Origin of the sequence: Phenylobacterium glaciei (genome assembly GCF_016772415.1) — a bacterium.
GTDB classification, from domain to species: Bacteria; Pseudomonadota; Alphaproteobacteria; order Caulobacterales; family Caulobacteraceae; genus Phenylobacterium; species Phenylobacterium glaciei.
The window spans coordinates 1620845-1635000 of sequence record NZ_JAGSGD010000001.1 but is presented as its reverse complement, the minus strand read 5'-3'; the positions used below and the strand labels follow the sequence as shown (position 1 = coordinate 1635000).

Here is a 14156-nt window from a genome sequence, read left to right as displayed (position 1 = left end):
TCGCTGAAATGACGTTACGAAGAACAATGATTTCAAGTGCTTGGTAGCGCCTGAAGCCGTTGTCCGCCGCCCCGTCGTCTGAGCGAGGGGGGCTTATATGAGCGGGTTCGAAACCGCGCAACCCCCTTCCTACAGTTTGATGACAAATCGGCGCGCCGCCTTGTGGACAGAGCTATGGCCTCCTTATGAAGGAGGCGCGCAAACCCTTTGCGCACGGGGATAGGAGACCTTTCAGCCCATGCTCTCGCAAAAGGCCCGCTACGGACTGCGCGCCCTGGTCGAACTGGCCCGGGCGGGCGGAGGACAGGTGACCTCCGGCGAATTGGCCATCCGCGCCGACGCGCCGCGCAAGTTCCTGGAGGCGATTCTGCTGGAGCTGGCCCGCAACAAGGTGGTGGTGAGCAAGCGCGGCAAGTTCGGCGGCTATCTCCTTGGCCGCCCGGCGGCCGAGATCAGCTTCGCCGAGGTCATCCGCATCATAGATGGGCCGCTGGCCCTTGCCCCGTGCGTCAGCCGGCTGTCCTTCCGCAAGTGCGACGACTGCCCCGACCTGGCCACCTGTTCCCTGCGCGAGGCTCTCTTGAGGGCCCGCGACGCCACTTCCGATGTCCTGGAGGGCTACAGCCTGGCCGAGGCCGCCGCCTGCGAAGGCGCCGAGGTGTTCAAGCTCGCCTGAGCCAGCCAGGAGACCGGCACACTCCAGGGCCTTTCCCTGCCCGCCTAGTCCCTCTCTCCAGGCCCGTACGTGTCCGATTCCCGCCGACGCGCCATCTCACCCTATAGAGTGATCCGCTCGGCCCTCTGGCCTCACGGCCCTTCCCCTTCCGCTTGGCGCCGCTCCAGACCCCACGTCGCCATCCCAGCGCCGGCAAGACCTACGCTCTTACACCACGAGAGCGCTCCGCTCACCGAGGCGCGATGGATATCACGGCCTGTTAGGTCGTCAAGAACAAAATAGGAACATCTGGTGTTGGCGCAAGCATCCTGCTCGCCGCCCGCCCCTATCCCGCCGCGATATAGGCCTTCAGCCCGTCCGCCTCGGCCTCGACCTCGGAGATCTTGTGCTTCACCAGGTCGCCGATGGAGACGATGCCGATCAGCCGCTCGTTCTCACAGACCGGTAAATGCCGCATCCGCCGGTCGGTCATGCGGGTGAGGAGGGAGTTCACCGTCTCATCCGGCGTTGCGAACACCACGTCGCGGGTCATGCAGCTTGAGACCGGCTGATTGAGGGCCGAGGGCCCCTGCTCGGCCATCACCCGGACCACATCGCGCTCGGAGACGATGCCCGCCACACGGTCGCCCTCCATGATGATCATGGCCCCCACACGCCTTGAGTGCAGCAGGGCGCAGATGGCGCTCACCGTCTCATTGGGCGTTGCTGTGAAGACCAGGTCGCCCTTGGCCTTCAGGATCTGCGAAACAAGCATGGCTGCGTCCTTCCGTCATCCCCGGAAGAACGAAGGTCGCTCAATATCGCTGACGGATCAATCGACTACACCCCGACGTGATAGCCAGCCAAAGGGGCTCACCAGGACCAGGCCTGCGGCGTAACCAAAGAGATGCGCCTCCCAGGCCACCGGCATGCCGCCGGCGCCTGGCGCGAATCCCACCACGGCGATCAGCAGGTTCACCACAACCCACGCGGTGGTCATGCCCAGCACCGGTGGGCTGAGATAGGGGCCGGGAACCCCCTTCCCCGCAATCATCCGCGCCGCCGCCGCCATCAGCCCGGCCACCGCCCCCGAGGCGCCCACCAGCAGATGGGGGTCGCCAGCATGGACCAGGCCGTAACCCAGGTTCGCAAGCGCGCCGCACACAAGATAGAAGAGCAGGAAGGCCAAGGCCCCGGTGAACTTCACACCATAGTAGCGCGCCACCGGCGTCCCGAAGGCCAGCGCGCCTGCCCCATTCATAAGAGCGTGCCCCCAGCTCCCGTGCACAAACAGCGCGGTGATCAGGGTGATCCCCCGCCCGTCCGACAGGCCGGCGGGCGAAAATCCGTAGGTCGGCAAGATTTGCTCAGGCGGCAGGAATGACTGCAGACCGAACCCGCCGATGATCGCCACGGTGATAGCCACGGCGGGCCAAGGAGCGTTGAACATGGGCTCGCGGGGTTCGTCCAAAACACGCTCCAAACTCAAAACAGCTACGAAACCGGGGGTTTCGGCGACACCTCATTAACCAAATCGCCAGTGTCTTGGCTCTTTAATGTGAGCTGTCCGGTTTTGGCACGCTCATTGCTCCCGACTGGCCAGACGTTTTCGTCCGCGCGGAGTTTTCGTATTTCCATGGCCGCAGCTCCCCCCGCCGCGCCGCGTCTTGTCTGGCTCGCCGGCATCCTCGCCGTGAGCCTGGTCGCCGGCCAGGCCAACGCCCAGGCGATGGCCACCAACTCCGCCGACTTCAATGCCGGCTACGGCCGCGTGGCCGGTTCCGAAAACCATCCGGTGGAGGTCTCCACCCGCGACGCCAACGGCAACCGCATCATCGTCGATGGCCTGATGCTGACGGGCGAGGACCAGTCCAGCTTCTCCAGCGCCTCGGGCGTGGTGGACGCCTATGCCGGGGTCGGAGCGCTGTCGGGCGGCGCGACCGCCATCGGCAACAACCTGACCGTGGTCACCCAGGGCAACTACAACACCGTCATCATCAACTCGACCCAGACCAACACCGGCGCGGTCACCGCCAACGCCAGCGCAAACGCCAGTGCAAACGGGGGCGTTGGGAATGGTCAGTAGCTCCCTCTACCGGGTCGCGGGCCTGCTGAGCGCCGCGGCGCTCGGCCTGGCCGGCTGCGCCACTCCGGTGGCGGGCCCCAGCGGCAACTACTCCCGCGCCATCGGCACCGCGCCGGTCACCGCCAACCCCACCCCCTATTCCGGCGCCCTGGTCTGCATGGCCGGCTACGCCCGCAATTCCAAGCTGGTGGCCCCGCGCATCGCCGTGGGTCGTATCGCCGACTACACCGGCAAGTCGGAGTCCGACGGATCGGGCCGCAAGATCACCCAGGGCGCCTCGCTGATGGCCATGTCGGCCTTCGCCAAGGCCGGCATGCCCCTGGTTGAACGCTTCGACACCTCGGTCTCCGAGCTGGAGCTGAAGTACGCCAACAACAAGCTGATCTCGGATGCTCCGAACCCCGCGCCCGACCAGGCCGCGGAATACCGCCGCATCCTGGCCGGCCAGGTGCCCGGCTCGGACTTCTATGTGGCCGGCGGCATCACCGAGCTGAACTTCAACATCCGCTCCTCCGGCGCCGACCTCACCGGCGGAAGCCCCGACGCCAAGGAGCTGAAGGGCTCCTTCCGCGCGCGCATGTTCGTCATGAACATCGGCCTGGACATGCGGCTCATCAACACCCGCACGCTGGAGGTGGTGGACGTCATCTCCTATCAGAAGCAGGTGGTAGGCCGCGAAGTCGGGGTCGGACTCTTCGACTTCCTGGGCGGCAACGTCTTCGACGTCTCGGCCGGCGCCGGGGCCCTGGAACCCATGCAACTTGCGGTCCGCGCCCTCGTCGAGCGGGCGGTCGTCGAGATGACCGCCAACCTCTACGGCATGCCCGGTCCCCGCGCCTGTCTGTCGTCGGACCCGCTGGGCGACGGCACGGTGGGCATCACCGGCGGCTATGTGCCGGCCTACAACAACCTGGGCACCAACAATGCTGAAACGCGGTCCGATCCTTCTCGCTGGAATGCTCGTCGGGATCCTGCCGTGCGGGGCCGCTACTAGCCAGACCAGCACGGTCCTGAACAATCAGGTCCAGCTCGGCGACGTCTTCAGCCAGCAGACCCTGAACGTCGAGACCGTCAGCGACTCCACCACCGCCAACACCACGGCGAGCGGTAACGCCTATTCGGCCTCCACCGACGGCAGCGACCTCGACCTCCGCTCCAACCAGACCTCCAGTGGCAATGTGCTGGCCAATACGGTGGTCAATGTGGACACCAATTCCGGCGCCCAGACCTATCTGAGCACGACGGCCACCGGCAATCTCGGCGACGCCAACGTCTATGCCGGGACCATGACCGCGGTCTTCAACCAGGCGACCACCGCCTCCACCGTCAAGGCCAACAGCCAGATCGAGGCCGAGCAGGCGCAGACCGGTGAGGTCGCCGCCAGCACCCAGGCGGTGGCCAACGACCAGAGCCTCGGCGTCAGCGTCGGCGCGGCGGGCGTGCGCGTGAACCAGACCAACGCCGGCGACGTCTATGCCGATGGCGGCGCCATCTACGGCCTGGTGTCCGGCTCGGCGGAGCTGACGGCCGGGGCCATGGGCAACAATGTCGCCTACTCCGGCGACGGCGGCTCCGCCGCCCGCGTCGTCGTCGACCAGCAGAACACCAGCGACAGCGTCCAGGCCGCCCACTTCACCGCCTATGGCCAGGTGCAGGACGCCAAGACCACCGCCATCGCGGCGGGCAACAACGTCAACGCCGTCAACGAGGGCTACCTGCTCGACGCCACCACCAGCCAGGGCAACCAGGCCTATGTGCGGGCCCAGGCCGAGAGCTCGGCCGCCAACTTCGGCTCCGGCGCGGCCGTGGCCAACGGCGTCGGCAACAACGCGGTCATGGGCGACATCGGCGGGGAGGTGATCGTCGACAACACCCAGTTCAACGAAGGCGGCGGCATCGAGGCGGTGGCGGCCTACACCGGCGGCGAGGGCTATGACGGCCTGGCCTCGGCCAGCGCCAGCGGCAACGCTGTCGTCGGCTACGCCTGCGCCGACTGCTCGGGCCGCCTGACGGTCGCCAACAGCCAGACCAACACCACCGACATCGGCGCCACGGCGACCGCGACGCTGACCACCGGACGCTCTATCTCCGGCGTCGCCAACGCGGTCGGCAACACCGCCACCTACTATGTCAGCCGGCCTGGCGAGTAAGGCCGCCCTGCCCTTGTCCCGCCTTGCGCCCGCCATGAGCCCCGGCGCATGGTGCCCGACCTTTTGAGCCTTCGACCCGGAAAGACTTGATGATCCGTCCCCTGCGCGGCGCCGCCGCGCTTCTCGCGGCCACCGCCCTGAGCGGCTGCGCTGTCGCCCACATGTCGATGCCCAAGCTTGGGGGGTTCGGGTTCGGACAGGACAAGGCGCCCGCCCCCGCCGGCCCGCTCAAGCTCGCCCCCGGCCAGTGGGCCCAGGCCCGCTCCGATGTCCCCGCCGATCCGGAGATCCGCTTCGGCGCCCTGCCCAACGGCATGCGCTACGCCATCCGCAAGCAGTCCATCCCCGCCGGCCAGGCCGCCCTGCGCCTGCGCTTCGACGCCGGCTCCCTGCAGGAGACCGACGCCCAGGCCGGCCTCGCCCACTTCCTGGAGCACATGGCCTTCAACGGCTCGAAGAACGTGCCCGAGGGCGACATGGTCAAGATTCTGGAGCGCCTGGGCCTGGCCTTCGGGGCCGACACCAACGCCTCGACCGATCTCGACGAGACCGTCTACAAGCTGGATCTGCCGCGCACCGACGCCGAGACCCTCGACACCTCTCTGATGCTGCTGCGCGAGGCCGCCGGCAATCTCACCATCGACCAGGCCGCCGTCGACCGTGAACGCGGCGTGGTGCTGTCGGAGGAACGCGCCCGGGACAATCCGGCGTCGCGCGTCTACCGCGCCCGCCAGGCCTTCCTGCTGAAGGACCAGCTGCCCCCCCGGCGCGACCCCATCGGCAAGGTCGAGGTGCTGCAGAACGCCCCGGCCGGCCTGATCAAGGACTATTACCAGCACTATTACCGCCCCGAGCGCGCGGTCCTGGTGGCCGCCGGCGACTTCGACCTCGACGCCATGGAGGCCAGGATCAAGGCGAAGTTCGGCGACTGGCAGGCCACCGGTCCGGCCGGTCCCGACCCGGTCCTCGGCCCCGTCGCCCCGCGCGGCCCTGAGGCCAGGCTGGTGATCGAGGCCGGCGCGCCGCTCTCCCTGCAGCTCGCCTGGATCCACGGCCCCGACACCAACCCCGACAGCATCGCCAAGCGCCGCAGCGACCTGATCGAGTATCTGGGCTTCCAGGTGCTGAACCGCCGCTTCTCCACCCTCTCGCGCGCTGCCGATCCGCCCTTCCTGGGGGCCGGCGCCTTCAAGCGCGACGAGTATGACGCCGCCGAACTGACCATGGTCACCGTCAACGCCGAGGCCAGCCGCTGGAAGGACGCGCTCACCGCCGCCGACCAGGAACAGCGCCGCGCGATCCGCTTCGGCGTGCGCCAGGACGAGCTGGACCGCGAGATCGAGGAGGTCCGCGCCAACATCAAGGCCGACGCCGCCGGCGCCGCCACCCGCACCCCGGGCCAGCTGGCCAACGAGATCGCAGGTTCGCTCTCCGACAACGATGTGGTCACCAATCCGGCCCAGGACGCGGTCTTCTTCGAGCAGTCGGTAAAGGGGCTGAAGGCCGCCGAGGTCTCCGCCGCCCTGAAGGCCGCCTTCACCGGCGACGGCCCGCTGATCTTCATGACCTCCCCCAAGGAGATCGCCGGCGGCGAACCGGCCCTGCTGAGCGCGCTGGACGCCTCGCGCAAGCTGGAGGTCACCCCGCCCACCGGCGCCACCGCCGTGGCCTGGCCCTACGAGACCTTCGGCGCCCCCGGCAAGGTCGCGATCAGCAAGGACGTCACCGACCTCGACACCACCTTCGTCACCTTCGAGAACGGCGTCCGCCTCACCATCAAGCCGACCCACTTCAAGGACGACGAGGTCCTGGTGCGCGTCAATGTCGGCGGCGGCCGGGTCGACATGCCCCGCGACCACCAGAGTGGCGCCTGGGCGGCCAGCACCTATGTCGAGGGCGGCCTCGCCAAGATCAGCGCCGAGGACATGGAGCGCGTGCTCGCCCGCCGCGTCTACGGCGCCCAGTTCAGCATCGGCGACGACGCCTTCGTCTTCTCCGGCGGCACCCGCCCCGACGACCTGGATATCCAGCTGCAGGTCCTGGCGGCCTATGTCGCCGAGCCCGGTTGGCGGCCCGAGGCCTTCGCCCGCCTCAAGACCGCCGGCAAGACCTTCCATGACCAGTATGAGTCCACCGATTCCGGCGTGCTCAGCCGCGACCTCGGCGGCCTGCTGCGCTCGGGCGACGAGCGCTGGGTCTTCCCCAGCCGCGCGCAGATCGCCGACGCCAAACTCTCTGAGTTGAAGGACGAGATATCGCCCGCCATCGCCAGCGGCCCCATCGAGGTGGTCATCGTTGGCGACGTCACGGTGGAAAAGGCCACCGAGCTTGTCGCCGCCACCTTCGGCGCCCTGCCCCAGCGCGCGGCCCCGACGCCCGCCGATCCGGCCAAGCGCCAGGTCGCCTTCCCGGCCGGCGTCGCCACGCCCGTGCAGCGCACTCACAAGGGCCGCGCCGACCAGGCCATCGGCTACCTCGCCTGGCCCACCACCGGCTTCTTCGCCAATCCCCAGAAGGCCCGCGACACCGCCGTCATGGGCGAGGTGCTGGAACTGCGCCTGATCGACGAACTGCGTGAAACCCAAGGGGCCACCTACTCGCCCCAGGTCAGCTACAACCACTCCATGGTCTGGCCCACCTGGGGCTATGTCTCGGCCAACGTCGAGATCCCGCCCGAGAAGCTGCCGGCCTTCTTTGCCGACGTCCGCAAGATCGCGGCGGATATGCGCACCAAGGACATCAGCCCCGATGAACTGGAACGCGCCAAGAAGCCCCGCATCGACCAGTTCGAAAAGGCCCGCGAGACCAACGGCTATTGGCTAAACGAGCTCTCGGGCGCCCAGGCTGACCCGCGGCGCCTCGACGCCACCCGCGCCATCCTCCCCGGCACCGAACGCGTCACCATCGCCGACGTCCGCCGCGCCGCCCAGGACGTCCTGGTGGACGACAGGATGTGGATGCTCGAGGTCAAGCCGGGGAAGTAACTCAACCGCTCATCCCGGCGAAGGCCGGCACCCAGGTCATAGAGCGCCAGGCCATCGGATGGCCCGATCGGTCTCACATCGCATTCCGAGCCTTGCGATCTGGGCCCCGGCCTTCGCCGGGGTGAGCGGAGGTTGGGCTCACAACCTGAACCTCACAGGTTCAAACCCCGTCCCCGCACCCAAGATCATCTTTGGGCATACCCCAAAACGCAGAAGGGGCCCGCATCGCCGCGAGCCCCTCCGCAATCTCAAGCCAACCGACCGGCCCTAATACACGATCCCGCCGACCCCGCCGTCCAGGCTCATGGCCGTGGTGACGGTGGAAGAGCCGCTCTCACGGTCCTCTTCCTCGCGATAGGCCGTGTAGGTCTCGGTCATGATCATGGTCAGGATCTTCACGCCCGCCCCGAACCGCCGCAGCAGCGAGCGCTCGTTGCAGTCACGGCCAGGCTTCTGGGGCCGGCACTCCACCTTGCCGCCGGGCAGGTGAACGAGGGCGTCGTTCTTGCGGCAGACCTGGGTCTGGCCGCCGCCGAAGTCGATCTGGCCGTTATATTCGGCGATCGTCCAGGACAGGTAGGTCCCGGCGATGCAGCGATAGAGCTCGCCCTCATAGGCGTCGTCGATGTCGCGGTCGGGGGTCACCTGCGAGGCCGGATGAGGAATTTCGCGGTCGTCGACGCAGAAGGCCTGGATCACCACCCGGCGCGTCTTGGTGCGCGTCGCCTGATAGCTGGTCTTCTTCATCCGACGACCTGAGTCGACATAGAGGCCCTGAATCATGCCGGTGGACATAGGGGGCGAGTAGCCGCCGCCACCGCCGCCGCCGCCATAGAAGGTCGTAGAACCCGCGCCGGCCCGGCCTGCCGCGCCTGCCGATCCCGCCGCGCTCGCGGCGGCGTTGGCGATGGCGACATTCACGCTGGAGACGTTGACGTGCACGCTGGTGCGGTTGCCGCTGTCGCAGCAGGGCGGCGTCGGAGGCGGTGGCGCCGGCGGCGGGGTGCAGCAGGGCGGCGTCGGCGGCGTCACGCAGCAGGGCGGAGTCGGGGGCGTACAGCACACCGGCGGCGGGGCGCAGCACTGCGCCAACGCGACGTCCGGCGTGGCGCTGCCCAGGAACAGCAGTCCAAATCCGAGCACGAGGGCCAGCAGGGTCGAACGCATCGTCATGGGACGGCCCCTCCTCGTAAGGCCACCGTTAAGCATGCAAGAACCGCGCCGCACATCGCCACGCGCCCTGCCCGCTTGAGCCGAAACGTCCCGATTGGAGACGCCCGGCGACTGGTCCGCATCTTTCTGCAAGCCCCATGCGGTCGTTGAAGGCCGTGGACAGGGCTGCATCTCGATGTCGGTGTTCCATTCAAATACAGAACGGTTGATAGACTATTGGCGAACGCGCGGTGGTGATGGCCGCCTGCCGCTTCGCAGCGCCATCAGCCCGGCCGATTTTTCCGAGATCATCGCCCAGGTCTTCATCCTTGGCCGCGTCAAGTCGGGCATCTATCCGGTGCGCCTGGCCGGCGGCTTCGTCTCCGAACTGCACAAACGCGACCTTCGCCAGCAGAACGGCCTCAGCCTCGTGCGCGAGCGTGACCGCTTCAACCTGCACACCGCGCTCGAGACCGCCTGGCGCAGGCCTGAGCCCATCGTCGCCACCGTCGAGGTGCTGACCGAGGGCCCTAGCCTGGCCATGGAGGTGCTGTTCGCCCCTCTGGCCGGCGCCGACGGCTCGGTGGACCGGTTCCTGGGCCTCTACCAGCCGCTCGGCATGGTCTCGCGCCTGCGCGGCCTCCCGGCCCAGCCCTTCGCCGTCCGCGACATCCGCGGCATGGGCCCCGCCAACGAGGAAACCCCTCGCCTGCGCCTGGCGACGCTAGATGGGCGGCGGATCGCCTAAGGAATTCCTTCTCCCCTTGCGGGGTCGAGAGCGGGCGCCCAGAGGCCGGTCGGATGACCGCTCACGCTCCCCCCTCAAATTATTCCGTCATCCTCGGGCTTGTCCCGAGGATCCATAGACACCGTGGAGCAGATGGCCCGCAGCGGCGCCGCTCGCGCCCTCTACGGACAAACGGAGATCATGGATCCTCGGGACAAGCCCGAGGATGACGATCTTAAGTTGGACGGGCCCACCGGCTCTGCTTCGCAGGGCCGCCAGGGGAGAAGGATTGGCGTCACCCCCATGCCACGCCCGCTTTCTTCGCGCGTTTAAATCCTCGGGAAAGCCTGTCGGCTTAGAGTGCCTACCCGGAGGAAGCGCAGATGGAACATCCACTGAGCGCCCCAAGACACTGGCTCGCGGGCGCGGCCATCATCTCAAGCCTCGGCGTGTTCGCGCCCTGTGCTCACGCCCAGGACGCCCACGCCCAGGCCGTGGAAGCCGCCACGCCGCCCCAGCGCAACGCCTTCATGTCGGCGGTCGAGCAACCCCTGGCGGACTTCAACATCAACCAGGCCGAAATCCCCGACAGCCTGCGCAAGGCCGCTGACGATCCCTACGAAGCCCTGGCCGCCGACAGCTGCGCCGCCATGGCCAGCCAGATCGCCGCACTCGACACCGCGCTCGGCCCCGACCTCGACGTCGACGCGGTCAAGACCACCAAGCGCAAGATGGCGTCGCGCGCCGCCGCCGCCGCCGTGCGGCGCCTGGCGGTGAGCTGGATTCCCTATCGCGGTGTCGTGCGCACGCTCACCGGCGCCGAGGCCCATGCCCGCAAGGCGCAGGACGCCGCCCTGGCCGGCGCCGTCCGCCGCGCCTATCTCAAGGGCCTGGGCGAACGCGACGGCTGCGCGGGCGCTATGCCCCGTCGGATCGCCATCGACCACGTCGCCCCCGCCCTTGCGCTGATCCCGACGCCCGAGACGCCCGCTCAGATCCTCGCCCTCGACGCCCCGTAACGCACCCTCCCTCCCCTTCATGGGAGGGCGGAAAATTCACCTCACTCCGCCAGCAACCGCTCCATCGCCGCCGCCATTTCCAACAGTCGGCGGTCGTGGCCCCGCCGTGCCACCAGCATCAGGCCGGTGGGCAGGCAGCCCCCGCGCGGCAGCGGCAGGGAGATGGCGCAGAGGTCGAAGAAGTTGACCATCGAGGTATTGCGCAGCAGCAGCCGGTTCTTTGGCGTGAAGGATTCCAAGGTCAGGACCTCGTCCTTGCGCGGCGCCACGATCGGCGTGGTGGGCAAGACCAGCGCGTCGAGCTCCACCAGGGCGGCGTCCATCGCCTCGATCAGCAGCTTCCGCTCGGCCAGCATGGCCGCGTGGCGCTGGGGGGAAACCACGCCGCCGCCTTGGACCCGAGCCCGGACGAAAGGATCGTACTCCGCGCCTTGGGCGGCCAGCCGCTCGCGATGAACGGCATAGGCCTCGACCGAGGCGAGCGGCGCGACCGCGTTGACCTGCGCCATTCCATCGAACATCGCGAAGGTCTGGTCCGAAAGGGCGACGCCGGCCCGCCCCAGCAACTTGAGCGCCTCGTCGAACCTGACGGCGACGGTGGCGTCGAGATCGGCCATCGGGAAGCCCTGCGGCACACCGAACTTCAGGCCTCCCAGCGACGCGGCCTCCAGGGTCCAGGGCGCGTCCCCGGCCAGGACGGCGTCGGCGCTCGCGCAGGCCGCGACGCTCATGGCGATGGGCCCCACCGAATCCAGGTTGGGCGAGAGCGGGAAGGCGCCCTGGGTGGGCACGCGGGACTTGGTGGGCTTGAACCCCACCGCCCCGCACAGCGCGGCGGGAATGCGGGTGGAGCCGCCGGTGTCGGTGCCGATGGCGATCTCGCACATCCCGTCCACCACCGCGACCGCGCCGCCGGACGTGGAGCCGCCGGGCACACGGTCCCGGTCGGCCGGGTTCCCCGGCGTGCCGTAGTGCGGATTGACCCCCACGCCGGAGAAGGCGAACTCCACCATATTGGTCTTGCCGACGATCACCGCCCCGGCCTCGCGAAGGCGGCTCACCACCGGGGCGTCAGCGGTTGCGGGCGGCGCTGCGGCCAGCACCCGCGAGCCGGCGCGGGTCGGTTCACCCGCCACGTCGAACAGGTCCTTCAGGCTGACAATGGCCCCGTCCAGCGGACCCAGCGCCTCACCCGCCTGGGCTCGCGCGTCCGCCGCACCCGCCGCCGCCCGCGCGGCCTGAGGATAAAGGGTCAGATACGTCCGCGCGCCCTCCCCCGCCGGATCGCCGATCCGCGCCAGGGCCTGCTCCAGGCGGTCGCGTGAGGTGTTCGTCATCGTGTCCCTTCATGCCGGCCCAGAAGCTACCCGGCCGCAGGGGCCGCCGGGGAGTCGAACCCCCAACGCAGGCCTCACCTTTATGCGGCCGGTGAGCAGAATCGCCTGACTCCGGCCGCCTCACGCGTTTCATGAGGCATGCCCACGAAGAACCCCGCCTCGGCGAAACCCGATGACGCCTCGACCCCACCGCCAGCCGGATCAGTGCGCCATGGATCCAGGATCAGGCCGCCTTCTGGCCGTCCTCATAAACGGGGGCGTCGTCGGCCGGCAGGGCCTGCTTGCCACGGATCATGTCGGCGGCCTTCTCGGCGATCATGATGGTGGGGGCGTTGGTGTTGCCCCCCACCAGGGTCGGCATGACCGAGGCGTCGATGACGCGAAGGCCCGCGATGCCGCGCACCTTCAGTTCGCCGTCCACCACCGCCATGTCGTCGTCGGCCGCCCCCATCCGGCAGGTGCCCACCGGGTGGTAGATGGTCTCGCCGACCTCCTTGATCCAGGCGTCGATCTGGGCATCGGTCTGGACCGCCTCGCCGGGGAACAGCTCGGTGGAGCGGTACTTGTCCAGGGCCGGCTGGCGGGCGACCTCGCGCATCATCTTCACGCCTTCGCGCAGGGCGCGGCGGTCTTCCTCGGTGGCCAGGTAGTTGGCGAAGATCGCCGGATCATCCAGCGGGTTGGCGGACTTCAGACCCACCCGGCCACGGCTCTCGGGGCGCAGCTGGCAGACGTGGAAGGTGAAGCCATCCTTGGCCACCTGGGTCTTGCCGTGGTTCTGCATCACGGCCAGCACGCAGTGAACCTGCAGGTCGGGGCGGTCGAGGTCGGGACGCGACTTCAGGAAGGCGCCCGATTCCAGCATCTGCTTGGAACCCAGCCCCTTCTTGAACAGCAGGTAGTTGATGCCGATCAGGGCGGTCTTGATGCCCTTGCGCGCCGAGAAGACGGTGATAGGCAGCGGGCACTCCCAGGAGAGCGTCACGTCCAGGTGATCCTGCAGGTTGGCGCCGACGCCCTTCAGGGCATGGACCACCGGGATGCCGTGCTTGGTCAGTTCCTCCGGATCGCCGATCCCGGAAAGCTGCAGAATGTGCGGCGACTGCACCGCCCCGGCGCTGAGCAGCACCTCGCGGTCGGCATGGACCACCTGCTTGACGTCCTTGTCGTCGATGAACTCGACGCCCGTGGCGCGGCCGTTCTCGATGATGATCCTGGTGGTGCGCGCGCCGGTCAGGCAGGTCAGGTTCGTGCGGGTCAGGACCGGATGCAGGTAGCCCTTGGCCGCGCTCCAGCGCTCGCCACCCTTGATGGTCAGCTGATAGGGGCCCCAACCTTCTTGCTGGAAGCCATTGAAATCGCTGGTGACCTTGTGCCCCGCCTGACGGCCCGCCTCGATGGTGGCCTTGTAGATCGGGTTGGGATCAGACGCCTTGGTGACCGCCAGCGGGCCGCTGCCGCCATGCCATTGGTCGCCGCCGCCTTCCAGGCTTTCCGAGCGCTTGAAGTAGGGCAGCACGTCCTTGTAGGACCAGCCCTGCAGGCCCATCTGGCGCCACTGGTCGTAGTCCCGGGCGTGGCCGCGGATGTAGATCATGCCATTGATGGAGCTGGATCCGCCCCAGCCCTTGCCACGCGGCCACCAGAGCTTGCGGTTGTTGAGGTTCGGCTCTTCCTCGGTCCAGAAGCCCCAGTTGTAGGTGCCCTTGGCGCCGATAAGGCCGCCAACACCGGCCGGCATCCGCACCATCAGGGAATTGTCCTTCACGCCGGCTTCCAGCAGCAGGACCTTCACGGTGGGGTCTTCGGTCAGACGGTTGGCCAGCACGCAGCCGGCCGAACCGGCGCCGATGATGATGTAATCGTAGCGGTCCATAGCGCGGCCCCATCCCTAAGAGCCTGCCCGTTTCAGATGAACTCATCTGAACCGGATAAACAGGCTCGTTTGCTTAGACTTGGAGCGTGACGGGCGCCTGAACCGGTACCCACTTCAGGCTGTCACGCTCCATGTGTTTGGGCCACCCTTACTAGCCTCGGCGCCCGACA

At 68.2% G+C, this 14156-nt stretch carries 12 protein-coding genes; 7 read left to right on the top strand and 5 right to left on the bottom strand.

The window, feature by feature from the left end; genetic code table 11:
* Positions 1-238: 238 nt before the first annotated feature.
* A complete protein-coding gene (locus tag JKL49_RS07880) occupies positions 239-676 on the top strand; it encodes an RrF2 family transcriptional regulator (protein ID WP_215339640.1) in 438 nt (145 codons plus the stop codon).
* Between the two features lie 325 nt (positions 677-1001).
* On the opposite strand, the gene JKL49_RS07875 is transcribed toward JKL49_RS07880, so the two are convergent.
* Positions 1002-1430, bottom strand: coding sequence for a CBS domain-containing protein (locus JKL49_RS07875; RefSeq protein ID WP_215339638.1), 429 nt, complete (start codon positions 1428-1430; stop codon positions 1002-1004).
* 57 nt (positions 1431-1487) lie between these two features.
* Positions 1488-2126 carry a rhomboid family intramembrane serine protease gene (locus tag JKL49_RS07870; protein WP_215339636.1) on the bottom strand — a complete coding sequence of 213 codons (639 nt, stop codon included), beginning with the start codon at positions 2124-2126 and terminating at the stop codon, positions 1488-1490.
* 165 nt (positions 2127-2291) lie between these two features.
* Here JKL49_RS07870 and hfaA point away from each other — a divergent pair, with 165 nt between their 5' ends.
* The 4 genes from hfaA (at position 2292) to JKL49_RS07850 (ending at position 7875) form a co-directional block, all read left to right on the top strand.
* Entirely contained in the window at positions 2292-2741 is a 450-nt protein-coding gene (gene hfaA, locus JKL49_RS07865; RefSeq protein ID WP_215339634.1) for a holdfast anchoring protein HfaA, read from the top strand.
* Positions 2731-3735, top strand: coding sequence for a holdfast anchoring protein HfaB (gene hfaB / locus JKL49_RS07860; RefSeq protein WP_215339632.1), 1005 nt, complete (start codon positions 2731-2733; stop codon positions 3733-3735). Before hfaA ends, hfaB begins: the two co-directional genes overlap by 11 nt.
* Complete coding sequence (gene hfaD, locus JKL49_RS07855) at positions 3698-4891, top strand: holdfast anchor protein HfaD (protein ID WP_215339630.1); 1194 nt, start codon at positions 3698-3700, stop codon at positions 4889-4891. The genes hfaB and hfaD overlap by 38 nt, the downstream gene beginning before the upstream one ends.
* A gap of 89 nt (positions 4892-4980) precedes the next feature.
* Positions 4981-7875 (top strand): M16 family metallopeptidase, encoded by a 2895-nt coding sequence (locus tag JKL49_RS07850; protein WP_215339629.1) that lies wholly within the window; start codon positions 4981-4983, stop codon positions 7873-7875.
* A 267-nt stretch (positions 7876-8142) separates the two neighbouring features.
* Here the strand turns inward: JKL49_RS07850 and JKL49_RS07845 are convergent, their stop codons facing one another.
* Complete coding sequence (locus JKL49_RS07845) at positions 8143-9048, bottom strand: hypothetical protein (RefSeq protein WP_215339628.1); 906 nt, start codon at positions 9046-9048, stop codon at positions 8143-8145.
* A 175-nt stretch (positions 9049-9223) separates the two neighbouring features.
* On the opposite strand from JKL49_RS07845, the gene JKL49_RS07840 reads away from it, so the two are divergent.
* Both JKL49_RS07840 and JKL49_RS07835 read left to right on the top strand, forming a co-directional pair.
* Positions 9224-9775: a PAS domain-containing protein gene (locus JKL49_RS07840; protein WP_215906455.1), complete on the top strand. Its 552-nt coding sequence runs from the start codon at positions 9224-9226 to the stop codon at positions 9773-9775.
* 362 nt (positions 9776-10137) lie between these two features.
* Complete coding sequence (locus JKL49_RS07835; protein ID WP_215339627.1) at positions 10138-10773, top strand: hypothetical protein; 636 nt, start codon at positions 10138-10140, stop codon at positions 10771-10773.
* Between the two features lie 41 nt (positions 10774-10814).
* Here the strand turns inward: JKL49_RS07835 and JKL49_RS07830 are convergent, their stop codons facing one another.
* A complete protein-coding gene (locus tag JKL49_RS07830; RefSeq protein WP_215339626.1) occupies positions 10815-12110 on the bottom strand; it encodes an amidase in 1296 nt (431 codons plus the stop codon).
* Positions 12111-12333: 223 nt separating this feature from the next.
* A complete protein-coding gene (locus tag JKL49_RS07825) occupies positions 12334-13986 on the bottom strand; it encodes a choline dehydrogenase (protein WP_215339620.1) in 1653 nt (550 codons plus the stop codon).
* Between the last annotated feature and the right edge of the window lie 170 nt (positions 13987-14156).